Here is a 24,165-nt window from a genome sequence, read left to right on the forward strand (position 1 = left end):
TCTCAGGCTTCCACGACCTGGCCTGCACCCAGGGCTACCCATTGCTGCTGGGGAATCGGCAGTTGGCAGGAATCGCCTCGGCCGATCGGGTAGTACTGGAAGCCTTTGCGCGCCAGGCGCTCGCCGTCGTAGAGGTTGCGCCCGTCGAAGATCACCGGGGTTTTCAGGCGCTGGTGGATCAGGTCGAAGTCCGGCGCCTTGAACTGCTGCCATTCTGTGCAGACGATCAGCGCATCCGCACCGCCCAGGGTCGATTCCGGGGTGCCCATGAGCATCAGCCGTGGGTCATCGCCGTAGATGCGTTGGGTTTCCTGCATGGCTTCCGGGTCGAATGCACGTACGTTGGCGCCGGCGGCCCAGAGGGCTTCCATCAGCACGCGGCTGGGGGCATCGCGCATGTCGTCGGTGTTGGGTTTGAATGCCAGGCCCCACAGGGCAAAGGTCTTGCCGCGCAGGTCGCCCTTGAAGAACGCATTGATCCGTTCGAACAACTTGCTCTTCTGACGCTGGTTGATGGCTTCCACCGCTTCCAGCAGGTCGCTGGAGCAGTTGGCTTGCTTGGCGCTGTGGATCAGGGCGCGCATGTCCTTGGGGAAACACGAACCGCCGTAGCCGCAGCCGGGGTAGATAAAGTGGTAGCCAATACGCGAGTCAGCACCGATGCCCAGGCGCACGGCTTCGATGTCCGCCCCCAGGTGCTCGGCCAGCTCGGCGATCTGGTTGATAAAGCTGATCTTGGTCGCCAGCATGCAGTTGGCGGCATACTTGGTCAGTTCGGCGCTGCGCAGGTCCATGAAAATGATGCGGTCATGGTTGCGGTTGAACGGTGCGTACAGGTCGCGCATCACGTCGCGCACTTCTTCGCGCTCACAACCGATGATGATGCGGTCCGGGCGGCGGCAGTCGGCAACGGCCGAGCCTTCCTTGAGGAATTCCGGGTTGGAGACGATATCGAACTCAAGGTGCCGGCCGGCCAGGTGCAGGGCTTTTTCGATGTGGGCGCGCAGGGTGTCGCCGGTGCCGACCGGCACGGTGGATTTTTCCACCAGGATCACCGGCTCTATGCGGTGGCGGGCCACGGCGTCGCCTACCGACAGCACGTATTTCAGGTCGGCCGAGCCGTCTTCGTCCGAAGGGGTGCCCACGGCAATGAACAGGACTTCGCCGTGTTCCACCGCCAACTTTTCATCATGGGTGAAGTGCAGCCTCCCACTCTCCAGGTTTTCCTTGACCATCGCAGCCAGCCCCGGCTCGAAGATGGTCACATGGCCTTTTTGCAGTGACTCGACCTTGTTCTTGTCAACGTCCATGCAAATGACATCGTGGCCGACTTCAGCCAACACGGTGGCCTGCACCAGACCGACGTAACCGCTACCAAATACACTGATTTTCATGGGGCATTCCTGGGACTTGTGGCGCTAGCACGACGAGAGTTGATAACCAGAACACCGAGGATGACCAGCGCCACCCCCAGGGTTTTTGAAACGGAAAAATGTTCGTTGAACACCGGCAGGCTGGCGGCCAGCAGGTATACCAAGGCGTAGCTGATGCTCAGCAGCGAATAGGCGCGGCCCAGCGGCAAATGCTTGAGCGCGCCAAGCCAGCAGAGCATCGACAGCGCGTAGGCCAGGATCGCCAGGGTCACGACGCCGAGGGCGCCCAGGTCGATGCTGTTCTGGCTGAAGGCGTCCAGCCATTCGCTGGGCAGCGGCAGGCGCGTCATGCTCCAGCGCATGCCCAGTTGGGCGGCACTGACCAGGCCGACGCTGCCCAGGGCCAGGGCAAACCCCTGAACCCGGCTCATACCTGACGCCCCAGCAACACGACGCCACCGATCACCAGCGCCACACCCAGCCAATGGCGGGTGTCGATGTGTTCCTTGAATACAAAACGCGCGACCAGCGTGACCAACACGAAGTTGAGGCTGAGCATCGGGTAGGCAATGCCGACTTCCAGGCGTTGCAACACCAGCAGCCACACCAGCAGGCCGAGGCCCAGGCACACCAGCGCCGACCACAACCAGGGCGAGCGCAGTTTCAGCGCCCAGCCATCCGGCAGGTCGCGCCAGCTTTCCACGGCGAACTTCTGGGAAACCTGGCCCATGCAGGTGAACAGGCAGGCGGCCAGTAACAGCAGCAAGGTGATCATTGCGCAGCCTGCGGGAAGATCAGGATCACGATGTTGCCTTGTTCGTAGCGCTTGCCGTCCTTGGGCAGTAAGTCGACTTCTGCGATTTCGTCATCGCCCTTGACCCGCATGACCACGCCGACCGGGCCCTTTTGGCGCGCAATGCTCATCCATTGCTGGACTTGGGTGGTATCCACCTTGTGGTGCGTGGCGTCCGCGTAGGCCAGGCCGTATTTGACTTCGCCGACGGTGTTGTAGAGCGTCACGTCCGGGCGCGCCAGGCGCCACGACAGTGCCGACGCTGCGCCCAGGTCATTGCTCAACAGGGCCGTGGCCGGTTGCAGTTCCTGCAGGTGGTCGATGATGAATTGGTCCGGAGTCTTGTTGTACACCACCGAGTGCGGCAACGCGGCGGGCAGCAATGCCACCATCAGCCAACTGCCGAGGACCGGCGCGGCCCACAGGTGCAACGGCCGGGCCGCCTGCAACAGGTTGACGAGGATCCAGGCAAACAGAAAGGTGAACACCAGCACCAGGCTTAGGGTTTCCTGGCCGTGCTCGTACACCGGTTTCTTCAATTGCACCCAGGTCAGCGCGAGCAATGCCACTACGCCGATGATCAGGTTCAGCCAGCCGTTGATGCGCAGCGCACGGCTGCGTCCCTGGGCCAGTTTGTCGGCCAGGGTATTGCCCATCAACAAGGCCAGGGGCAGCAGGCACGGCATGATGTAGGACGGCAGCTTGCCTTTGGCCAGGCTGAAGAAGGCCAGGGGCATCAGTAGCCACAGCACGATAAAACCGATTTTTGCGCTGCGTTTGTCGCGCCACGCCTGTTTGACGGTGGACGGCAACAGCGCCACCCACGGCAGGCAGAACGCAACCAACAGCGGCAGGTAATACCAGAACGGCTCGGCATGCTGGGCATCGTCACCGGCGAAGCGCTGGATATGCTCGTGCCAGAAGAAGAAATTCCAGTAGTCCGGCTCTTGCAGGTGCACCGCCAGCGCCCACGGCAAGCTGACGACAATCGCCACCACCACGGCGACCACACCGTAGCCCAGCAGCTCACGCACACGCTTCTGCCAGATCGCATAGGGCAGGGCGATCAACACCGGCAGCAACCACGCAAGAAAGCCTTTGGTCATGAAGCCCATGCCGCAGGCGAGGCCGAGCAACGCCCAGGCCCCCAGGCGCCCGTTGCGGGTGGTGCTGTCGAAGCAGAACCACAGGGCAGCACCGGTCAGGTTGACCCAGAAGGTGAACTGCGGATCCAGGTTGGCGTAGCCACCGAGCAAGGCCACGCTGACAAAACTCATGTACAGCACGGTGCTGACCAGGGTTTTGCGCGGGTCATTCCACAGCCGGCGCGACACCCCGTACACCAGCAGAATGCTCAAGCCCGTGCTCAGGGCCGAGGCAAACCGCACGCCGAACAGGTTCTGCCCGAAGATCGCCTGGCCCAGCGCGATCATCCAGTAGCCCGCCGCCGGTTTTTCGAAGTAGCGGATGCCCATGAAGTGCGGCGAAGCCCACTTGCCGGTCAGCAGCATTTCCTGGCTGATCTGCGCGTAGCGGGTTTCATCCGGAATCCACAGGCCATGGGTAGCCAGCGGCAGCAGGTAGAACACACCAAACGCCAACAGCAGAAGGGGCAAGGCCCAACGGCGGATCATGCCTGCTGCACTCCGAGCCAACCCTCGCGGCCCGGCAACGCACCGCGCACCAGCTGTTGCTGGGGCAGGGTGGTCACGTCCGCTGGCAACAGCTCGCCCAGTGGTTTGAAGTCGATGCCGCGCTGCCCGGCCTGGGCGAGCAACTGGCGAAAATCGTTGGCCATCAGAATCCCTTCTACTTCGGCATGAATCGTATAAACGTTGAGTTTCGACGCGGCAAAACGGTCGAGGATGAACCCATTGAAGTCTTTGGCAGCCACCACCGGCCCGACGACTTCGTCGAAGGTCGGCAGGTCTACCGGAATTTGTGGGGTGCCCGCACTGCCATCGGCCAGGGTTGGACGAAACAGGCTGGTGCCCCGGCAATCGCTGTTGTAGCGAAAGTTAAAAGCTTGCTTGGCTTGCACCACACGTTCATCCGCGCGCCAACCGGCGGCGGCGGAACAGTCGATGCGCTCACCGAGTATGTCGCTGAGGGTGTCGACGCCACGGCGGATCTGCTCGATCAACTGCGCCTCGCTCCAGCGCCCGGTATTGGCCTGCCAGCCATGGTGATCCCAGGCGTGCAGGCCCACTTCGTGCCCGGCGGCCTTGGCCTGGCGCATCAAGTGCCCCAGGTCGCGGCCGATCGGTTTGCCCGGCCAGGCAGTGCCGGCGAGCAAGATGTCCAGGCCATACAGGCCGACCGCATTGGAACGCAGCATTTTCCACAGGAATTGCGGGCGGATGAGACGCCACAAGTGGCGCCCCATGTTGTCCGGTCCGACACTGAAGAAGAACGTCGCTTTCACCCCAGCTTCATCCAGGGACTCGAGCAATCGTGGTACACCCTCACGGGTGCCACGGTAGGTATCGACGTCGATGCGGAGGCCTGCCTGCATTATTTCTTGTCCGCGATTTCGAGCATGGCTTCACGCAGGAAGAAGTCCAGGGTGTTGCCGATGGTTTCGCTCATCTCCACGGTCGGCTCCCAGTTCAGCAGGCGCTTGGCGTTTTCGATGCTTGGCTTGCGGTGCGCCACGTCTTGGTAACCGGTGCCGTAGAACGCCTTGCTTTCGACGTCGCGGAAACCGGCAAACGGTGGGAAGTTGCCACGCAGTGGGTGCGCCTCGAACTGACGCAGCAGTTCTTCGCCCAACTGACGGATGCTGGCTTCGTTTTCCGGGTTGCCGATGTTGACGATCTGGCCGTCGCACACGCCATTTTCGTTGTCAATGATGCGTGCCAGGGCTTCGATGCCGTCGGCGATGTCGGTGAAGCAACGCTTCTGCTCGCCGCCGTCGAACAGGCGGATCGGCGTGCCTTCCACCAGGTTCAGGATCAATTGGGTGATTGCGCGAGAACTGCCGATACGCGCCGAATCCAGGCGGTCCAGGCGTGGGCCCATCCAGTTGAACGGACGGAACAGGGTGAATTTCAGGCCCTTGTCACCGTACGCCCAGATCACACGGTCCAGCAGCTGCTTGGAAACCGAGTAGATCCAGCGCTGTTTGTTGACCGGACCCACCACCAGGTTGGAGGTGTCTTCGTCGAAGTACTGGTCCTGGCACATGCCATAGACTTCGGAGGTCGACGGGAAGATCACGCGCTTGTTGTACTTGACGCAGTAGCGCACCAGCTTGAGGTTTTCTTCAAAGTCCAGTTCGAACACGCGCAGCGGGTTGCGGGTGTATTCGATTGGCGTGGCGATGGCCACCAGCGGCAAGACCACGTCGCACTTCTTGATGTGGTACTCGATCCACTCGGTGTGGATGCTGATGTCGCCTTCCACGTAATGGAAGTTCGGGTGGCTGCGCAGGCGCTCGATGGCGTCGGAGCCGATGTCCAGGCCGTAGACTTCGTAACGGTCGTCACGCAGCAGGCGCTCGGACAGGTGGTTACCGATAAAACCGTTCACGCCCAGGATCAGCACGCGGGTACGACGAGGCTTGCGGCCGGACTCGGCGCCGCGCAGTACGGAACCGTCGACCAGGCCCAGTGCGTCCGCCAGGGCGGGGCCGGCCAGGAACAGGCCGTCGGCGTTACGCTGGCCGAACTTGACCACCAGGGAGTCTTCACCGCAGGCGATGCGCAGCGGGTTGACGCTGATCACGCGGCCAGGGGCCAGGCCTTCGTTGCCCTTGACCACTTCGGCCTGCCACACGATCAGTTTGTGCTCGCCCACGGCGCAGAAAGCACCCGGGTAAGGTTGGGTCACGGCACGTACCAGGTTGAACAGTTCTTCAGCCGGCTTTTTCCACTCCAACTTGCCATCGGCGGCGGTGCGGCGGCCGAAGTAGGTGGCCTGGCTTTCGTCCTGGGCGGTTTCGGCCAGTTTGCCCTGGGCCAGTTGCGGCAGGGCGTCGCGCAGCAGGGTAATGGCGGCGTCGCGCAGTTTGGCGTGCAGGGTCAGGCCGGTGTCACTGCGCTCGATGATGACTTTCTGCTGGGCCAGGATCGCACCGGCATCGGCACGCTTGACCATGCGGTGCAGGGTCACGCCGGTTTCGGTCTCGCCGTTGACCAGCACCCAGTTGGCTGGGGCGCGGCCACGGTATTTCGGCAGCAACGAGCCATGCAGGTTGAACGCGCCTTTGCCGGCGGTGGCCAGCAGCGGCTCGCTGAGCAGGTTGCGGTAGTAGAACGAGAAGATGTAGTCCGGGTTCAGCTTGGCGATGCGCTCGATCCACAACGGGTGGTTGGCGTCTTCCGGGGCATGCACCGGGATGCCGTTGCGGGCGCACAGTTGCGCGACGGAACCGTAGAAGTTGTTTTCCTTGGGGTCATCGGCATGGGTGAACACGGCAGCAATTTCGTAACCGGTGCTGAGCAGCGCTTCAATGCCTGCACAACCAATATCGTGGTACGCGAATACAACAGCTTTTGAACTCATGATTAGACCTGATCAGCAGAAGTAGAGGTATGGGAGGACACCAGGCCGTCGACGACGACCACGGGTGCCGGTGCTGCCGGTTGGTTGCGCAGCACTTTTTCGATAAAGAAGCGCGGACGGGCGCGCACGTCGCTGTACATGCGGCCCAGGTATTCACCCAGGAGGCCCATGCCGATGAACTGGCCGCCGGTGAACACGAACAGCACCGCGAACAGCACGAACATGCCTTCGCCGGCCCATTCGGCACCAAAGGCCAGGCGCAGGATGATCAATGCAAAGGCGAACAACATGCCCAGCGCCGCCAGGCTGAAGCCGACAATCGATAGCAGGCGCAGCGGGGTGGTGGTCATGCACGTCAGCAGGTCAAACATCAGGCTGATCAGGCGCATGGCGCTGTATTTGGATTCGCCGTGCTCACGCTCGGCGTGGTGCACCAGGATTTCCGTGGTGTGCCGGGCAAAACCGTTGGCCAGGATCGGGATAAAAGTGCTGCGCTCACGGCAGGCGAGCATCGCGTCGACGATGGTGCGGCGATACGCACGCAGCATGCAGCCGTAGTCAGTCATGGCCACGCCGGTGGAGCGCTGCACGGCCAGGTTGATCAGGCGCGACGGCCAGCGGCGGAAGGCCGAGTCCTGGCGATTGTTGCGCACGGTGGCAACCACGTCGTAACCGAGGGCGGCCTGTTCGACCAGGCGCGGGATTTCTTCCGGCGGGTTTTGCAGGTCGGCGTCGAGTGTGATCACCACTTCGCCCCGGCACTGCTCGAAACCGGCCATGATCGCCGCATGCTGGCCATAGTTGCGGTTGAGGATCACCGCGACCACGTTGCTGCCGTCTTCAGCGGCGGCGTCTTCCAGCAGTTGGGCCGAATTGTCGCGGCTACCGTCATCCACCAGGATGATTTCGTATTCGTAGGCCAGTTGCTTGCAGGCTGCGGTGGTACGGCGCAGCAATTCAGGCAGGCTCTCTTGTTCGTTGTAGACCGGGATAACGATCGACACGCAATGAATAGGGTAGGGTTTCAAAGATTCATGACCTCGGGGTTAGAGCAACTTGGAGCGCTGAAACAGCAGCAATCAGTGGGCGAAAGTACAGGCAACTGATTAAAAGGCAGTGGTGTGCGTGGTGTTCATTCGACATTCCTGAGCGCTGGCCGTGTGTTCTTCCTGGTGAACTGCAGTAAAGACGATATTGCGTAAAGGTAAAGCGGAATCAATGGGTTAGTTGGAGAAGCGCGGATGGCCCTCAAGTCAACAAGGGCAAGATTAAGCGTAAAAATGTAGTACGAATATGAAACGCAGATGAAAAACTCGTTTATTTGACAGGTAGACAGCTAGGGTTCAGCTAAGCGGACGCGGTGCTGCACAAGGCGCCGGGGGGGATCGCGACGCAATGTTATTCAATCCTGTTTTCAGTGAAGAATATTCTCTGCAATGCCCTGCAAGTGCCGGTAAAGTAAGCCGTCTCTTGCCAGGGTGAACGGATGAATAGCGTGCAGCTTTTACGCGGCCAATTGCGGCCAGTGTTGATGGGGTTGTTGATGAGCGTCGCGTGCATCACCACCGTATGCGCCGATGATGGGGTGGCGCTGACCAGCATCGACCAGGTGCCGGACGGCGTGGAAGTGCGCGGCAAGCAGATCGCCGCGTATACCTGGGACGATAAACAAGGCAAGAACCTGCTGGTGCTCGCCGAACAAGTCAGCGAGCGCGATGACGACGGCACCCAGTCGGCATTCGTGTATGCGGCCCAGTACCTGATCGACGGCAACCGCCCCAAGCGCGTGTGGATGCTCTACGACGATGTGCAGCACTGCGAATTCGATGCGTCCCTGCGCTTTGACAGGGCTGCAACCAAAGTCACCGACCTCACTGGCGACGGCATCACCCAGGCCACCGTGGGCTATTCGCGCACCTGCACCAGTGATGTCAGCCCCAACGAATTCAAGTTGATCATGCACGTCGGCAAGTCGCAGAAGTACCGCCTGCGTGGGGTCGACCGCGTCGGTGCGGCCTGGTGGGACGAAGAGGCCGGCGCCCTGCGCGGCATGCCGCTGCCAAAGGACTGCAGCGTGGCCGCTCAGCAGGCGCTGGTCAGCCAGTACAAGGAGCAGGGCACCGAGTTGCCGTTGCCGGGGTGTTATGGCGATGAGAAGGACTTTGCCAAGGCGCCGGAGGCGTACCTGACGTTCATGCGCCAGCACTGGTTCGCATTGATGCAGAAGCAGGACAGCGAGTGGAGCCAGACCCAGGTCCAGCCTCAGGAGCCCACCGAGGACGACGATACGGCCCCGTGATTTTGTGCCGGGGCTGGTCCTGGGTTAGACTCGGCCCTCGCCAATTCACTAAATACCTCGATTAAACAAAGGCTTGTTCGAGGTATTTAATCCAAAGGCTGATCTACCTTGACTGAGTCTATCCGCAACCCACTGACCCTATACCTCACCCGCCTGGCCCCCTCCAGCCAATTGACCATGCGCTACGTGCTGCAAGATGCGGCCGACCGCCTGGGCTTCGAGGATATCAACCTCGAAGACATCGACTGGCACTTGCTGCAACCCGAACACGTCATCGCCCTGGTCGCCGCCCTGCGCGAGGACGGTTATGCACCGAATACCTCCTCGTTGTATGTGAACGCGGTGCGCGGGGTGATGAATGAAGCCTGGCGTCTGAACCTGATCAGCCAGGAGCACCTGCTGCGCATGCGCACCGTCAAGGCTGCACCCGGTACGCGCCTGGGCCAGGGCCGCAACCTGCGGCGCAGCCTGATCCGCGAAATGATGGAAGTCTGCGCCGCCGACCCACGCCCCCAGGGCCTGCGGGATGCCGCGGTGATCGGCATACTCTACGGCTCCGGCATGCGCAAGTCGGAATCGGTCAACCTCGACCTGGCGCAAATCAACTTTGAAGAACGCAGCCTGCGGGTGATCGGCAAGGGCAACAAGGAGTTGATCAAGTACGCGCCGGACTGGGCGTTCGCCAAATTGCAGGCGTGGCTGGCGTTTCGGCGCGAGCAGCTCAAGGAGGGCGAGCAGGATGACAGCTTCCTGTTCAACCGTATCCGCCGTGGCAGCCACATCACTCGCGAGCGCATCACCAAACATGCCATCTACTACATCGCCCGCCAGCGCGGCGAACAGGTGGGGGTGAAGATCATGCCCCATGACTTCCGTCGCTCGTTCATCACCCGGGTGATCGAGGAGCATGACCTGTCGATCGCGCAGAAGCTCGCGCACCACACCAATATCCAGACCACCGCCAGTTATGACGTGCGTGACGACAATGAGCGGCGGCGGGCGGTGGATCGGTTTGACTTGTGATGAATCAGGGGGAGGGCGGGTTGTTGGCCAAATGCGCTGGCAAACGACGCAAGGTCCACAGCGTGGTCAACAGCGCCGCAATAGCGCACAGCGCTATGCCGATCAGCATCGGCGCCGGCGTGTGATCGGCGAACACGCCGATCAGGGTCATGGACACGGCACCGATGATCATCTGGATCGCGCCGAGCAGGGCTGAAGCAGACCCGGCTACCGCGCCATGATCCTCCAGGGACAGTACCCCGGCGGCCGGCAGCAGCAAGCCGAGAAAGCCGAAGCCGATAAACAGCAGGGTCATGGTCAGGGCCAGGCTGTCGAGCCACAGTGTTGTGGCCGCCAGGACGGCCATCACGGCGGCCACGGCCGTTACCGACCAACGAATCAGCGGCGCCAGGCCAAAGCGCGCACTGAGGCGTGCAGTGAGTTGGCTCATGGCAAAAAACGACGCAGCATTCAACGCAAAGCCGAGGCTGAACTGCGTGGGTGTGAGGCCGTAGTACTCGATGTACACGAACGGCGCGCTGCCGATAAACACGAAGAAGGTCGCCAGGCCAAAACCGCAGACCACTGACAGGCCGATGAATACCGGGTCACGCAGCAATGCGCCATAGCTGCTGAAGGCGTTGCCCAGGGTCTTGCCCAACCGGCGTTCGGCCGGGTGGGTTTCCGGCAGTTGCACAATGGTCATCACCAGGCACGCCGCCGCCAGCACCGCCAGCACGGCAAACACTTCACGCCAGCTCCACAGCGCAATCACCAGGCTGCCGGCCAACGGCGCAAGGATCGGCGAGACGCTCATCACCAGCATCAGCAACGCCATCAGCCTGGCGGCCTCATGCCCGGTGTACAGGTCCCGCACGATGGCACGGGGAATTACCATGCCCGCGCAGGCGCCGAACGCCTGCAGGGCACGAAACGCGATCAGTGTCTCGATGGTCGGCGCCAAGGCACACCCCACACTGCCCACGATAAAAATCACCAGGCCGGCATAGATTGGCGGCTTGCGCCCGAACACATCACTGATCGGCCCGTAGAACAATTGGCACAGGCCGACGATGACGAAGAACACCGTGAGGCTCATCTGCACCAGCGCCGGCGAGGCCTGCAGGCTGGCGCCCAGGGTTGGCAGCGCGGGTAGGTAGATGTCGATGGCGAACGGGCCGACGGCGGTGATCAAGCCCAGGAGGAGGGCGAGGTGGGCAATGCTTCGAGACATGGAATTCCGGTACCTTCAAGGGATCGGCCAGCTTAGTGGTCCGCCTGCGGCTGTACAAGATGACGCTTACAGAGTCATTACAACTTCGATGTAGCCCTGATAACGCCGAGGCAAAGAGCTGCCCTTGCACGCGAGCACAAGGGAATCGCGCAGATTCCCTGACTTGGGCTTCACTAATAAGCAACGGCTGCCGATAACGGTACTAGACGCTCAAGCGGTTGGGTTCCCAACCGGCTGTCCAGGCTATGGGGATACCTGCATGACGATCAAACTGCGCTTGATGTTGTTGATTGCGACCGGATTGCTGACCGCCTTGATCATGAGCCTTGCCGGCTACCTGGGAAATACCCGGATGGGCAATGCCGTGCAGGACAACGAGTTGAGCATGACGGTGCTGCGCAATCACATGGAAGCCGACATGATGCACGACGCCCTGCGTGCCGATGTACTGTCAGCCATGCTGGTGGGCCTGGGCAAAAGCACCAGCAGCAAAGCGCAGGTGAACAGCTCCCTGAAGGATCACGCTGAGCACTTTCGGCAGGTGCTGGCAGACAACCTCAAGCTGCCGTTGGACGACACGCTCAAGGCGAACCTGGAAAAAATCAAACCGAGCCTGGACAACTACATTGCCGCCGGTGAGCGCATTGTCGCCTTGGCGCTGGACAATCCCGACGCCGCACGCAATGAACTGGGAACGTTCAACACCGCCTTCACCCAGCTTGAAGATCAAATGGCCGCGCTGAGCGAGCTGATCGAGACCAACACCCAGCAGACCAGCCTCGGTACACAGCAGACCATCAGCAACGCCAATTTAACCCTCGGCGTGGTGTTGCTCGCCAGCCTTTTACTGCTGTTGGCTCAGGGCCGCTGGGTCATGCTCAGCATCATGGGGCCGTTGCAGGCTGCCAGCCGTATTGCCGCCAGCATTGCGCGGGGCAACTTGAGCGAAATGATTGTCGAACCCCAGCGCAAAGATGAAGCCAGCACATTGATTCGCAGCCTCGCCACCATGCAACGGGATCTGCGCGGCATGATCGAAGTGGTGCGCAGCAACGCCCACGGGGTCAATGGCATGAGCGAGCAACTGAGCCACGGCTGCCATGAAGTGGCCGGCAGCAGCCAGCAACAAAGTGCGGCGGCCAGCACCATGGCCGCGGCTGCGAGTGAAATGACCGCCAGTATCGAGGAAATCACTCGGCATGCCGGGCGAGCGTTGGACATGGCCAACCAGGCCGAAACCTTGGCCAAGGACGGTGGCCGGGTGATTCATCAGGTGGTCAACGACATGGGCGGCATTGCCCGCTCCGCGCAGCAGTCGGCCCAGGTGATCCGCACGCTGGACAAAGAGTCCGAAGCAATTTTCAGCATTATCCAGGTAATCAAGGGGATCGCCGACCAGACCAACCTGCTGGCCCTGAATGCCGCGATCGAAGCCGCCCGCGCCGGTGAACAGGGGCGGGGGTTCGCAGTGGTCGCCGATGAAGTTCGCAGCCTGGCCGGCCGTACCAGTGCCTCAACCCTGGAAATCGCCAGCATGGTCGAGCGTATCCAGCAAAGTACCCGCGAAGCGGTGACCAGCATGGAGGAGGGCGTGGCTCAGGTGGACAAGGGCATGGCGGTAACCACCGAGGTGGAGCGGGCGATTCGCGAGATTTTGCAAGCGACCCTGAACACCACGGAGATGGTCAACGATATCTCGCGCACTATCGGTGAACAGAGCCTGGCCAGCAATGAAATTGCGCACCAGGTGGAGATGATTGCCGGCATGTCGGAAAACAACAGCCGGGTCATTGGCCAGACAGCGTCAACAACGGACGAATTGTCCAGCCTGGCCGGCAAGCTGTCGCAGTCGGTTGATCGATTTCAGTTGTAAACCATTGATTTAACTCAACTAAATAGTCATTTAGTTGAGTTAGGCATCAGGGCAGGGACTCAGGATTGGGAGAGGGCAGACGTCCGCCGTGCGGCGATGCGCTCTACCGTTTGCATATGCTGCGTACCCCATTGGCACAACCCACCCAACGCCGACGCCAGGGACTCCCCGAACGGCGTCAGGGAATACTCGACTTTGGGCGGTATTTCCTGGAAGTCCACGCGAAAAATAATCTCATCGCGCTCCAACTCCTTGAGTTGCTGGATCAGCACTTTATCGGTCACACCGCCAATCGCGCGCTTTAATTCTCCATATCGATGAACATTCTGCGCCAGGTTGAACAGCACCAGCGGCTTCCATTTGCCGCCAATCACCGCCAGGGCCGCCTCGAGCCCGCAATTGAATGAGTTATTGGCCATGATTGAGGTGCCTCCAAGGGTACTTACCAAAAGGTGCATACTATTCAAAAGAATAGAGCGGATCTAGAGTTGCGCCTCAACATTCTTTTTTGGAGTCATCATGAGCAAGCTCAACGGAAAAGTTGCAGTGGTTACCGGCGGCAACAGCGGCATCGGCCTGGCCACCGCGATTCGCTTTGCAGCTGAAGGCGCACAGGTGGTGATTGTAGGCCGTAGACAGTCAGAGCTGGACAAGGCGCTGGAGCTGATCGGGCCTGACGCCATCGCCATCCAGGCCGACATTGCCAAGCTGGACGACCTGGACCGTGTGTTCACCCAGGTCAAAGCCGCCAAGGGTCGTGTTGACATACTGTTTGCCAACGCAGGCCTGGGGGATTTCCAACCGATCGGGTCAATAACCGAAGAATCGTTCGACCGCACGTTCGGCATCAACGTCAAAGGCACGCTGTTCACCGTGCAAAAAGCCTTGCCACTGATGCAGGCCGGCGGTTCCGTGATCCTGACTGGCTCGACCACCGGGACAATGGGCACCGCGGCGTTCAGCGTGTACAGCGCCACCAAAGCGGCGTTGCGTAATTTCGCCAGAAGCTGGGCGCTGGATCTCAAAGGCACCGGCATTCGCGTGAACGTACTTTCACCCGGACCGATCTCGACACCAGGCCTGGACTCGGCGTTGTCAGGTACAGGCCAGAAGGAGGCGATCATCGACGACATGACGGCGCAGGTGCCACTGGGCCGTATCGGTCAGCCTGAAGAAGTGGCAGCCGCCGCGTTGTTCCTGGCATCGGATGAGAGCAGCTTCATGACGGGCAGTGAAATGTTTGTCGATGGAGGCTTTGCTCAGGTTTGAACCTGACAGGGGGTTTTGCCTGTTGAAATCTGACGGGCACTGCCCCTGATTACGCAATATTATGTTACGCATAATGTATATTATGTTAAATCGTGTATTACTCTATGCTTATCGCTCAGCTACTTTATGGATCTCAGCAACCACCTGCTTCACAGCCTCTTCAATCGCACCTTCATTACGACACATCACCCAGCCATGCTCCGTAACCGCACGCTCGAACATCTCTGTGCACGCAACATGCTCTGCATACTTCTGAATCACTGTGCCGCCCAATCCTCGTGATCGTGCCGTTGCTCTCGCCCATGAAATATCCGGCGCGGTGACAACGCCGACATGCAGATCCGGCACTCGCACGCTTCGCTCCAGGTTCAACTGCAGAATCTCTGCAAACGGTATCGTGTGTCGAAACGCAGCCTCAGAGGGATACCAGCGATCAATCAGGATAATGCTGCCCAACGGCTGCCGAGTCAGGACATTCCGGGATATCCAGCGGCGACTCTCGGCAAAGCGCTCACACACAGCCCATTCCAAATCCCGTGAAGGATTTCTGGCAAGTTCATTGACCAGGGCCATGGTTTCACCTCTGTAGGGGTCGCTTTTTCGCTCGCAAAGCCGAATGACTTTCTTGTTTTCCGCCCTCAGTGCCGCCGTTACAGCCTCCAACAACGTGGTTTTGCCGGTGCCTTTGGGGCCATCTAGAGAAATAAAAAGTGGAACATTCATTTTTCACACAGCGATCAAGATAATCATCACCACTCTAACTGCATTTGCAGCTGGCCACGCATCCAAGCACTTTCACAAGTAATTTTCCTACCCCCTAGGTATGCTCCGCCTTTATTGCCGATCACTGATACCGGGATGCCCGCCCAAGTCTCTGCTGCACAGTCGCAGTGTATGGAGCCGTATCCTCTCAAGGACGTTTGAACGATGAGTACCCCCGCGCTGGATATCAGCGGCCTGACCCCCTTGCCTTACCACCAGCGTGTGGTCGATTACCTGAAGACCCACGAACCCGTCGTGTGGGAATGGGCTTCGTCTCTGGGCGTTCAGCAGGAACATGCCCAGGATGTGCGCGCACAGTTGCTGCGGGACACCTATCGCCTGAGCCCCGAGACCCACCCGCAGGCCTATCAGGCCTGCGAGAAGGCGCTGCAATGCTTGCAGATCCAGGCGCCCGCGACGCTTTACCAGGCTGGCGACGGCGCGATGAATGCCAGTCTGTATTACCTGGCCGGTGAAGTGCATGTGGTGTTCTACGGACCGATTCTTGAACGGCTCGACGCTCAGGAGTTACTGGCGCTGCTCGGGCATGAGCTGGCCCATTACCGCTTATGGTCTGAGCACGGTGGTGACTATCTCACCGCCGAGCGGATTCTCAATCACGCCATGGCTGATATGAATACGCCTCCGAGCCTGGAACAGACCGCGCGTTTATATAGCCTGCACACCGAAATCTATGCCGACCGAGGCGCGGCCCTGGTGGCCGGCGGGCCGGAAGCGTCGATTACCTCGCTGGTCAAGATTCACACCGGGATCGTCAGCGTCGATGCCGCCAGTTACCTGAAGCAGGCCCAGGAGCTGGATGGCAAGGATGCACCGTTGTCCCAAGGCGTTTCGCACCCGGAGACGTTTCTGCGCTCCCAGGCGGTGGACAGCTGGTGGCGGCAGGTGCCGGATACCGACAATTGGCTGCATGGCCGGTTGCGCGGGCCGCTGGCGCTCAGTCGTTTGGATGTGATCGGCCAAGTCGAGCTGACCGCCCTCACCCGCAGCTTTATCGCCAGCTTCATCGGCACCTCCGTGCTGCAATCGGAGGTGGTGCTCAATCAGGTACGTGGATTCTTTCCCGACTGGAAAGACAACGAAACCACGCTGGACCTGGGCACGCTGAATGCCGAGTGTGTCGACGCAAGCATCCACGAATACCTGCACTTCATCATGCTCGACCTGAGCCTGGTGGACCGCGACCTGCGGGATGAGGCCTTGTTGCACGCGGCGCGCACCGCCAAGAAGCTCGGCAGTAGCGACGACTTTATCAACGTGCTCAAGCGCGATATCAAATTACCCAAACGTGAGCTCGACCCGATCGTTCGCGCGCTCAAAGCGGAGGTCGACACATGGACCCGATAACCCAACCCATCAATTTCACGCAATTGCTGCAGACCCACGATGGCGTCGCCGTCCCCATCGACGATGTGCTGTTCCTGGCGCTGCCGTTACTGCGCCAGGTTGCGCAATTGCATGAACTGGGACGTGTCGCCCAACTCAGTTATCTCGATGTGCTGCAAGGGCCGGAACGCACGCTGCAACTGCGCAATCCCGAAGGCGTCTCGCCACGGCTGGCATTGGAAGCGATCAAGCAGGTGCAGCCTAATCCGGAGTCGGCACTGAATATTGTCGGCAAGGTCCGCCTGACCCGGGATTCGGAAAGTGGCGTGGCCGTGACCGACCTGCAAGTCCAGGAGGACCCGCATCAGACCATTGACCACCCGGTGTTCCTCACCGACCTGCACAGTTGGGAGCATCGCCTCGGGCACCACGACGAGATAACCGATATTTTCCAGCTCGGCCAGTTGCTGGCCTGCCTGGCGTGCGGGTTGGATTTTGCCGATATCAACGACCTCAAGGCCTTTGCCCGGCATCGCCGTAACCTGTTCCAGCTCAACGGCCGGCTCAACCCGGTGCTGGCCAATTTGATCGTTGAAATGACCGAGCTGAACCGCCATGAACGCGCCACGGATGTCGGCTCACTGGTGCGGCGCCTGGAATCCTGGCGCGAACAGCCGGCCAGCCTGGATGTCGAGCGTGTATTGGCCCAGGCCGAAGGCCCGGCTTCACGGCGCACCGTGGTGCTGGAGCATCTGCGTAACCGCTTGTTTGACCTTTCGCGACGCAATCGCCTGCTGTACTTCCGGCCAACGCAAGCCAACGTCAACTTGACCGTGGCCAGCGTGCCCTTGGTGATGCGCGTTGAAAGTATCCGCCCCGAAGCCTTGTGCACCTGGCAGCCTACCTTCGGTGGCTTCTCCGAGCAGGTGTTGAGCGGCAAACCGGTTGGCCTGCAGCAATGGTTGCGGTTTGAAGACCAGACCTGGTTGCAGGCGTCGCTGGAACGCATCATCCAGGAAACCCGCCGCGACCGCGCCGAGTTCGGCTTCAGCAACCTGCGCCTGGTCGTGGCCTTCATGCGCTGGCACAACCTCAAGGACACGCCGGAAGAACGCATCGTCACTCCCCTGCTCTGGCTGCCGGTGGAACTGAGCCGCAAAAAGGGTGTGCGCGACCAGTTCATGTTGCAGTGCGATGAGACCGAAGCCGAGTTCAACCCGGTACTGCGGCATCAACTGCGCCAGCTCTACGATATCCAGTTGCCGGAAACCGTCGACCTGCAAAAGACGTCCCTGGAGGAAATCCACGCCGATATTGCGCGCCAGATCAAACTGACCGAGCCCGGCGTCGAGTTGCGCCTGCAAAGCAAACCGCAAATCGAACTGATCCACCAGAAGGCCGTGCAGCATCTGCACCACTTCCAGCGTCGTCGCGCCCGTCAGCGTTCGGCGATGCCCTTGGTCAGGCCGGATTTCAGCTACGACCGCGAAGACTACCGCCCGCTGGGCCTGCAATTGTTCCAGCAAAAGGTGCTGCCCAGCGAGTTACCGTTGCGCCTGGCCGTCGGCGCCAAACCTGTGCTGCGCAACCAGCATCCGCAGATGGTCGCCAGCAGCACCGAGAACAGCACCTTCGCCATGCCCGAGAATCAGGGGCACCGCTACGCCTGGGACATCGACCTGACCCAGGTGACCCTGGCCAACTTCAACTATCGCAAGATGTCGCTGGTGCGTGACTACGCACAGCTGATCGATGAGCCCGCGCAAAACGAAGCGTTTGACCGGATGTTCTCGATTGAGCCGCGAGACGTCGAAGTCCAGACTCCAGACCCGATCCCGCTGCCCGACCAGTGGAACGTGGTGGCCGGTGATGCGACGCAGAACGCCGCTGTCAGCCTGGCCCGAACCGGGCGTCACTTCATCATTCAGGGGCCGCCGGGCACCGGCAAGTCCCAGACCATCACCAACCTGATCGCCGACTACGCCGCGCGCGGCCTGCGCGTATTGTTTGTGTGTGAAAAGCGTGCGGCGCTGGACGTGGTGTTCCATCGCTTGCAACAGAGTGAACTGGGCGAATTGTGCTGCCTGATTCACGACTCCCAGACCGACAAGAAAGCCTTCGTGGGCAACCTGCGTGAGTGTTATGAGCGCTGGATCGCCGGTGATGCCCAATCATCGCAGTTACAAGCTCGGCGTGACGCCACGCTGGCGACCCTGAGCCAGCAACTGGGCCTGATAGAGCGCTTTGAACAGGCGATGGCCGGCGTGCCGCAGTCCTTGGCCTGTTCGGTGCGTGAGTTGGTCCGTCATTTGATCGAGCTGCCACCCGTTACTGCACAGCTGCCGCCCGTTACTGCACAGCTGCCGCCCGAAGCGCTGGAACGCTTGCCCGAATGGCGGCACTGGCAGGCACAACAGGAGCTGACCGGCCGATTGTATCAGACCATCAAGGAACGCTTCGGCCTCGACAGTTTTGCGCGTCACCCCTTCAGCCACCTGGCCTCAAGCCTGGTCACCCACGAGCATGCCTACGGCCAGCTCAAGGCGTTTCTGGAGCAAGCCAGTGGGCTGATGGACAGCGTCGAGTCGTTCCTGGAGTCATCCTCCAGCCTGCTGTCCGGTGACACGCGCCTGACGGATGCGTGCGTGCTGACTCAAGCCGCCGAGCAACTGACCGGCGCCAACCTGGCGGCTCACCTCGACCTGCTGGAACCTGGTTCAACGGGTTCCCAAGCGCTGCACGCCGAACAGGCCGGCTTGCAGGCACTGGCCGTGCAGCAACACAACGCCCGTGAAACCACCCGCCACTGGCGCGAGAAACTTGAGCCCCAGGACACCCAGGCGGCCCTGGAGCAGGTACAGCGCCAGGAAGGCTCGCTGCTGCGCTGGTTGCAACCCGGCTGGTGGCGCCTGCGTGGCGAACTTCAACGCCGTTACGACTTCAGTCAGCACGCGATTCGCCCCAGCCTGCGCAGTGTGCTCGACAACCTGGCCGGTGAACACCGCGCCACCGCCGAGCTGCACGCCGAGCAGCAACGCCTGCAAGGTCGCTACGGCATCCAGGATATCGACCTGTTCGTGCACAACCTGCAAGCCTTGCTGCAGCAACTGAGCGCATCACCGCTGTTGCGCAAGTGGGTCGAAGGCCTGCGGGGCAACCCGAGCAACTTGCCCGTTGTGCGCCAGGAAGCCAGCCTGCGCCAACCCATCGCGCGCCTGGCCGAGCTGGTTGCCCAACAGTGTGTGTTCGACGCCGCGCCAAGCCTGGCCGAGCTGGCCGAATACCTGCGCGACCTGCGTGAAGAACTCGACGAACTACCCGACACCCTGCCCCTGCTCAACGAGCTGCACCAGGCCGATCCCGGCTGCCTGGCGGTCGTGCAACAGTATGCTTTGCCACAACCCGTGCTGGACGGGTTGATTGCCCAGGAAAACCTGACCCGCCTGTACCGTGCCAATCCGCAGATGGCACGCTTTGACGGTCCGGCCTTGAGCCTGGCCGCGCGCCAGGTCAGCCAGGCCGAAAGCAACCTGCTCAAGAGCAACGCTCACGTGCTCAGCGCCACCCTGCACCAGCGATTTCTGGAGCATGTGAAGCAATCGGCGATGTCAGTGACCCAGCTGGACGCCCAGGCCCGCGAGTTCAAGAAAGCCTATGCCAAGGGCCGCCGCGAACTGGAACATGAGCTGGGCAAGACCATGCGCTATCGCTCCATTCGCGAAATGGCCAGTGGCGACAGTGGCCGGGTGATCAACGACCTCAAGCCCATCTGGCTGATGAGCCCGTTGTCGGTGTCCGACACCCTGCCGTTGACCCCGGACCTGTTTGACGTGGTGATTTTCGACGAGGCCAGCCAGATCCCCAGCGAAGAAGCCGTGCCCGCCCTGAGCCGTGCGCAGCAGGTGATTGTGGTGGGCGACGAGATGCAGTTGCCACCGACCAACTTCTTCTCCAGTGCCGGTGACCAGGACGATAACGACCTGATTGCCATGGAGGACGGGGAACAGATCGCAATCAACCTCGATGCCGACAGCCTGCTGAGCCAGGCCGCACGCAACTTGCCGGCGACCCTGCTGGCCTGGCACTACCGCAGTCGCCACGAGGCGCTGATCAGTTTCTCCAACGCAGCGTTCTACGAAGGGCGGCTGATCACCATTCCCGACCGGCGTATCGAGCGCCCTGCCCCAGCCCACGCCGCGCTGGACTCCAGCGACGCCCAGGCCGTGATCCAGGGCGCCGACACGCTGCTCGACAGCCCGATCAGCTTCTTGAAGATGAGCGATGGCGTCTACCTCAGCCGCAGCAACCTGGCCGAAGCCCGCTACATCGCCAACCTCGTGCGTGAACTGCTGCAACGCGAGACCGGCCTGAGCCTGGGCATCGTGGCCTTTTCCGAGGCCCAGCAAGGCGCCATCGAGCAGGCTCTGGAAGACCTGGCCAGCAATGATTCGGCCTTTGCCACACGCCTTGAGCGCGAGTACGTGCGTGAAGATGCCGGGCAGTTCAATGGCCTGTTCGTCAAGAACCTGGAGAACGTGCAGGGTGATGAGCGCGATGTGATCATCCTGAGCATCTGCTATGCGCCGGGACCGAACGGCAAGATGCTGATGAACTTCGGCCCGATCAACCAGCGCGGCGGGGAAAAACGCCTTAACGTGATCTTCAGTCGTGCGCGCAAGCGCATGGCGATTGTCTCCAGCATTGAGTCCGAGGCCATCACCAATACCCACAACGACGGCGCTGCTGCATTGCGCGCGTTCCTGCAATTTGCCCAGGCCAGTGCCAGCGGCGATGCACCGCGCTCCCAGGGCATCCTGGCCAACCTCAACCCGGGCGCCAAGCAGTCCTTTGCCGTCAGCCTGCCCAGGGACAAACTGCGCAGCGCCCTCGCCGTCGCGTTGCGCCAACGCGGGCACTCGGTGCAGGAATATGTCGGGCGTTCACAGTTCCGCTGTGACCTGGCGATCAGTGACGCCAGCGGTGAATACTTCAGTCTGGGGGTGCTGCTCGACAGCGACACGGCAGCCGCGACTGACGTGCGTGAGCGTTATATCTTTCGCCCGACGGTATTGCGCAGCTTCGGCTGGAGGATCATCGACGTGCTCAGCCATGACTGGCTGCGCGATCCGGAGGAAGTGCTCAAGCGCATCGAAGCGCTGCTTCGGGGTGAAGAAGCGCCTGCACTGCCAGCGCTGGAACAGGTCGTGGAAACCGTCGAGATCGAAGCCGAGCCTGCGGTAACCCCTGAAGCGGCGCCGTCGATGCGCGAGTTCACCTATGGCGAAGGCAACTCTAATAAATTCTGGCGTATCGGCGTCACGGAGGCTGAGGTGGTGGTGAGTTTCGGCCGCATCGGCACCAAGGGCCAGACCTTGATCAAATCCCTGGAGAGTCCCGAACGCGCGTTGCGTGAAGCAGAGAAACTGATCGCGGAGAAACTGCGAAAAGGCTATCAAGAACAGGCATGAAGGAAAGGACGGCGCCCGCCCCGGGCGCCTGTCCCCCCCAAACCGTAAACCCACGCTCCATGCACCAGCCCCTGCCCTAATGCTGAAACGTCATCATCTCCCCCCCGCCCGCATGTTAATCTCGCCCCACCACGAATAGACATTGATCGTCACAAGACGATGCCCAGAACCAGGAAAGCCCATGCCAAAGATTTCTCACTCAGCCCTGCGCCGCAAATTCCGTGAATTGCTTGCCACCCCAACCTGCGTTGAAACCGCTTCCGTCTTCGACCCGATGTCGGCGCGTATCGCCGCTGACCTAGGTTTTGAAGTCGGCATCCTCGGTGGCTCCGTCGCCTCGTTGCAGGTATTGGCCGCACCCGATTTTGCGTTGATCACCCTGAGTGAGTTCGTTGAGCAAGCCACCCGCATCGGCCGCGTTGCCCAGTTGCCGTTCATCGCCGACGCCGACCACGGCTACGGTAACGCCCTGAACGTGATGCGTACCGTCGAAGAGCTCGAGCGTGCCGGTGTGGCCGCGTTGACCATTGAAGACACGTTGCTGCCGGCGCAGTTCGGGCGCAAGTCCACCGACCTGATCTCCATTGAAGAAGGCATTGGCAAGGTCCGCGCGGCGCTGGAAGCACGTGTCGATCCGGAGTTGTCGATCATTGCCCGGACCAATGCCGGCGTGTTGCCGACCGAAGCCGTTATCGAACGCACCCAGGCCTACCAGAAAGCCGGCGCCGACGGGATTTGCATGGTCGGTGTGGCCGATTTCGTGCACCTGGAGAAGATCGCGGAAAACCTGACGGTGCCACTGATGCTGGTGACCTACGCCAACCCCAAACTGAATGACGCCCAGCGTCTGGCCAGCCTTGGCGTGCGCATAGTGGTTGCCGGTCATGGGGCTTACTTCGCCGCGATCAAGGCGACGTATGACAGCCTGCGTGCCCAACGTCAGTTGACCCACAGCACGGATAACCTCAGTGCCACCGAACTGACGCACACGTACACGTTGCCGGAAAGCTACGTGGCGTGGGCGGAAGAGTTCATGGATGTAAAAGAATAACCCTGACACAGTTCATCACTCACGGCAGCCCTGTAAGCCATTGATCTACAGGGCTCTGCTCGTGCCGCATTGACGCCGAATAAGGCAATGAAGAGCCTTGGGAACGGCTCGATACACAGCTATCCCCCGCCCCCTCCCCCAGTGCTTCAATGGGACCAGCCTCTCTTCAAAGGTTTCGTCCGCTGCGCACGCCATTTGTAAATTCCCCTTTTTGAACTACTTTCAGTCATGTGCCAACGGTAACAGCCCACACCTCGGTTGAGAGTCAAGGTTTCGTTGGCACACGCTATGAACAGTACTCGACTTATCAGGGATGACACTTGCAAGCCAAAATGAAAATCGCGATCCGAGGCCAATCACGGGATGTGGCGAAGGCATCGAACGGGATTTTTTCCAGCCCCTGGGCACACCGTGAACTGCTGAGTTCGATGATTAAGCGCGACATCCTGGGACGTTACAGGGGATCGGTGATAGGCCTGGCGTGGTCGTTCCTGAATCCGCTGTTGATGTTGCTGGTCTACACCTTGGTGTTCAGCGTGATGTTCAAACAGAAGTGGTTGGGGGCGAGCGAATCCCGAGGGGAATTTGCGTTGCTGGTATTTGCCGGCCTGTTGGTCTTCAATATCTTTGCAGAGTGCATGCAGCGCGCACCTACCCTGATCGTTCAGAACGCAAACTACGTGAAGAAGGTGATATTCCCCCTGGAGATACTGCCCTGGGTATCGCTGGGTTCCGTCCTGGCTCACACAACCGCGAGCTTGGTCATCTGGTTGGTTTTCCACCTGTTTCTGCTCGGTCCGCCCCCGCTCACCGCCCTCCTCCTGCCGTTGGTACTGTTGCCTCTGGTGTTGTTTTCCCTAGGGGTTTCCTGGCTTTTGGCCGGGCTTGGCGTTTATCTGCGCGATATCAGCCAAGTGACCACGGCACTGACGACGGCCCTGCTGTTTGTTTCGGCGGTGTTTTACCCCATCAACGTATTGCCTGAGGCCTACCAGGCGGTCCTGTTACTCAACCCCATCGCGTTGATCATCGAGCAGGTCCGGGATGTCCTGTTCTGGGGCAAGTTGATCGACCCGCTGACCTGGTCGCTGGGTTTGTCGATGTCCTGCTGCGTGGCGTGGCTTGGCTTTCAGGGTTTCCAGCGAATGCGCAGCGGGTTTGCCGATGTCCTCTGATATCGCGGTGCAG

At 60.8% G+C, this 24,165-nt stretch carries 18 protein-coding genes; 8 read left to right on the plus strand and 10 right to left on the minus strand.

Translation table 11 applies throughout. The annotated features are described in order from the left end of the window. Positions 1-2: 2 nt before the first annotated feature. The 7 genes from M2497_RS15990 to arnC are packed head-to-tail and all read right to left on the minus strand — an operon-like array spanning position 3 to position 7,700. A complete protein-coding gene (locus M2497_RS15990) occupies positions 3-1,394 on the minus strand; it encodes a UDP-glucose/GDP-mannose dehydrogenase family protein (protein ID WP_248481517.1) in 1,392 nt (463 codons plus the stop codon). Beyond that, a complete protein-coding gene (gene arnF, locus M2497_RS15995; RefSeq protein ID WP_248481519.1) occupies positions 1,391-1,804 on the minus strand; it encodes a 4-amino-4-deoxy-L-arabinose-phosphoundecaprenol flippase subunit ArnF in 414 nt (137 codons plus the stop codon). The genes M2497_RS15990 and arnF overlap by 4 nt, the downstream gene beginning before the upstream one ends. Then, the gene (arnE, locus tag M2497_RS16000) at positions 1,801-2,148 is read right to left on the minus strand and encodes a 4-amino-4-deoxy-L-arabinose-phosphoundecaprenol flippase subunit ArnE (protein ID WP_248481521.1); all 348 of its coding nucleotides are present in this window, start codon (positions 2,146-2,148) and stop codon (positions 1,801-1,803) included. Before arnE ends, arnF begins: the two co-directional genes overlap by 4 nt. Then, positions 2,145-3,800 carry a lipid IV(A) 4-amino-4-deoxy-L-arabinosyltransferase gene (gene arnT, locus M2497_RS16005; RefSeq protein WP_248481523.1) on the minus strand — a complete coding sequence of 552 codons (1,656 nt, stop codon included), beginning with the start codon at positions 3,798-3,800 and terminating at the stop codon, positions 2,145-2,147. The genes arnE and arnT overlap by 4 nt, the downstream gene beginning before the upstream one ends. Next, positions 3,797-4,681, minus strand: a complete 885-nt coding sequence (gene arnD, locus M2497_RS16010; RefSeq protein ID WP_248481525.1) for a 4-deoxy-4-formamido-L-arabinose-phosphoundecaprenol deformylase — start codon at positions 4,679-4,681, stop codon at positions 3,797-3,799. Before arnD ends, arnT begins: the two co-directional genes overlap by 4 nt. Further along, complete coding sequence (arnA, locus tag M2497_RS16015; protein WP_058425883.1) at positions 4,681-6,672, minus strand: bifunctional UDP-4-amino-4-deoxy-L-arabinose formyltransferase/UDP-glucuronic acid oxidase ArnA; 1,992 nt, start codon at positions 6,670-6,672, stop codon at positions 4,681-4,683. The genes arnD and arnA overlap by 1 nt, the downstream gene beginning before the upstream one ends. A gap of 2 nt (positions 6,673-6,674) precedes the next feature. After that, positions 6,675-7,700 carry an undecaprenyl-phosphate 4-deoxy-4-formamido-L-arabinose transferase gene (gene arnC / locus M2497_RS16020; protein WP_248481527.1) on the minus strand — a complete coding sequence of 342 codons (1,026 nt, stop codon included), beginning with the start codon at positions 7,698-7,700 and terminating at the stop codon, positions 6,675-6,677. Between the two features lie 458 nt (positions 7,701-8,158). On the opposite strand from arnC, the gene M2497_RS16025 reads away from it, so the two are divergent. After that, positions 8,159-8,971: a hypothetical protein gene (locus tag M2497_RS16025; RefSeq protein WP_248481529.1), complete on the plus strand. Its 813-nt coding sequence runs from the start codon at positions 8,159-8,161 to the stop codon at positions 8,969-8,971. Positions 8,972-9,079: 108 nt separating this feature from the next. Continuing rightward, on the plus strand, positions 9,080-9,994 hold the full coding sequence (locus tag M2497_RS16030) for a tyrosine-type recombinase/integrase (protein WP_093513243.1): 915 nt from the start codon (positions 9,080-9,082) through the stop codon (positions 9,992-9,994). 4 nt (positions 9,995-9,998) lie between these two features. Here M2497_RS16030 and M2497_RS16035 read toward each other — a convergent pair whose 3' ends face one another. Then, positions 9,999-11,207: a multidrug effflux MFS transporter gene (locus tag M2497_RS16035; protein WP_248481531.1), complete on the minus strand. Its 1,209-nt coding sequence runs from the start codon at positions 11,205-11,207 to the stop codon at positions 9,999-10,001. Between the two features lie 259 nt (positions 11,208-11,466). Between M2497_RS16035 and M2497_RS16040 the strand changes: the two genes are divergently transcribed. After that, positions 11,467-13,080: a methyl-accepting chemotaxis protein gene (locus M2497_RS16040; protein WP_248481533.1), complete on the plus strand. Its 1,614-nt coding sequence runs from the start codon at positions 11,467-11,469 to the stop codon at positions 13,078-13,080. 59 nt (positions 13,081-13,139) lie between these two features. Here M2497_RS16040 and M2497_RS16045 read toward each other — a convergent pair whose 3' ends face one another. Beyond that, entirely contained in the window at positions 13,140-13,499 is a 360-nt protein-coding gene (locus M2497_RS16045; RefSeq protein ID WP_248481535.1) for a helix-turn-helix domain-containing protein, read from the minus strand. A 100-nt stretch (positions 13,500-13,599) separates the two neighbouring features. Between M2497_RS16045 and M2497_RS16050 the strand changes: the two genes are divergently transcribed. Further along, entirely contained in the window at positions 13,600-14,349 is a 750-nt protein-coding gene (locus tag M2497_RS16050) for a glucose 1-dehydrogenase (RefSeq protein ID WP_248481537.1), read from the plus strand. Between the two features lie 108 nt (positions 14,350-14,457). On the opposite strand, the gene M2497_RS16055 is transcribed toward M2497_RS16050, so the two are convergent. Next, a complete protein-coding gene (locus M2497_RS16055) occupies positions 14,458-15,072 on the minus strand; it encodes a dTMP kinase (RefSeq protein ID WP_248481538.1) in 615 nt (204 codons plus the stop codon). Between the two features lie 204 nt (positions 15,073-15,276). On the opposite strand from M2497_RS16055, the gene M2497_RS16060 reads away from it, so the two are divergent. The 4 genes from M2497_RS16060 (at position 15,277) to M2497_RS16075 (ending at position 24,152) form a co-directional block, all read left to right on the plus strand. Further along, positions 15,277-16,479, plus strand: coding sequence for a M48 family metalloprotease (locus M2497_RS16060; RefSeq protein ID WP_248481540.1), 1,203 nt, complete (start codon positions 15,277-15,279; stop codon positions 16,477-16,479). Further along, positions 16,467-21,926, plus strand: coding sequence for a WGR domain-containing protein (locus M2497_RS16065; protein ID WP_248481541.1), 5,460 nt, complete (start codon positions 16,467-16,469; stop codon positions 21,924-21,926). Before M2497_RS16060 ends, M2497_RS16065 begins: the two co-directional genes overlap by 13 nt. A 181-nt stretch (positions 21,927-22,107) precedes the next feature. Beyond that, complete coding sequence (locus M2497_RS16070) at positions 22,108-22,977, plus strand: oxaloacetate decarboxylase (RefSeq protein WP_248481542.1); 870 nt, start codon at positions 22,108-22,110, stop codon at positions 22,975-22,977. A gap of 428 nt (positions 22,978-23,405) precedes the next feature. Further along, entirely contained in the window at positions 23,406-24,152 is a 747-nt protein-coding gene (locus tag M2497_RS16075) for an ABC transporter permease (RefSeq protein WP_248488215.1), read from the plus strand. The last annotated feature ends 13 nt before the right edge of the window (positions 24,153-24,165 follow it).

This window comes from Pseudomonas sp. CYM-20-01 (assembly GCF_023169845.1).
GTDB classification, from domain to species: Bacteria; Pseudomonadota; Gammaproteobacteria; order Pseudomonadales; family Pseudomonadaceae; genus Aquipseudomonas; species Aquipseudomonas azotoformans.

Coding starts and splice junctions, on each gene's coding strand:
- M2497_RS15990 (WP_248481517.1), bottom strand. CDS start 1,394: ATGAAAATCAGTGTATTTGGTAGCGGTTACGTCGGTCTGGTGCAGGCC.
- arnF (WP_248481519.1), bottom strand. CDS start 1,804: ATGAGCCGGGTTCAGGGGTTTGCCCTGGCCCTGGGCAGCGTCGGCCTG.
- arnE (WP_248481521.1), bottom strand. CDS start 2,148: ATGATCACCTTGCTGCTGTTACTGGCCGCCTGCCTGTTCACCTGCATG.
- arnT (WP_248481523.1), bottom strand. CDS start 3,800: ATGATCCGCCGTTGGGCCTTGCCCCTTCTGCTGTTGGCGTTTGGTGTG.
- arnD (WP_248481525.1), bottom strand. CDS start 4,681: ATGCAGGCAGGCCTCCGCATCGACGTCGATACCTACCGTGGCACCCGT.
- arnA (WP_058425883.1), bottom strand. CDS start 6,672: ATGAGTTCAAAAGCTGTTGTATTCGCGTACCACGATATTGGTTGTGCA.
- M2497_RS16025 (WP_248481529.1), top strand. CDS start 8,159: ATGAATAGCGTGCAGCTTTTACGCGGCCAATTGCGGCCAGTGTTGATG.
- M2497_RS16035 (WP_248481531.1), bottom strand. CDS start 11,207: ATGTCTCGAAGCATTGCCCACCTCGCCCTCCTCCTGGGCTTGATCACC.
- M2497_RS16040 (WP_248481533.1), top strand. CDS start 11,467: ATGACGATCAAACTGCGCTTGATGTTGTTGATTGCGACCGGATTGCTG.
- M2497_RS16045 (WP_248481535.1), bottom strand. CDS start 13,499: ATGGCCAATAACTCATTCAATTGCGGGCTCGAGGCGGCCCTGGCGGTG.
- M2497_RS16050 (WP_248481537.1), top strand. CDS start 13,600: ATGAGCAAGCTCAACGGAAAAGTTGCAGTGGTTACCGGCGGCAACAGC.
- M2497_RS16055 (WP_248481538.1), bottom strand. CDS start 15,072: ATGAATGTTCCACTTTTTATTTCTCTAGATGGCCCCAAAGGCACCGGC.
- M2497_RS16060 (WP_248481540.1), top strand. CDS start 15,277: ATGAGTACCCCCGCGCTGGATATCAGCGGCCTGACCCCCTTGCCTTAC.
- M2497_RS16065 (WP_248481541.1), top strand. CDS start 16,467: ATGGACCCGATAACCCAACCCATCAATTTCACGCAATTGCTGCAGACC.
- M2497_RS16070 (WP_248481542.1), top strand. CDS start 22,108: ATGCCAAAGATTTCTCACTCAGCCCTGCGCCGCAAATTCCGTGAATTG.
- M2497_RS16075 (WP_248488215.1), top strand. CDS start 23,406: ATGATTAAGCGCGACATCCTGGGACGTTACAGGGGATCGGTGATAGGC.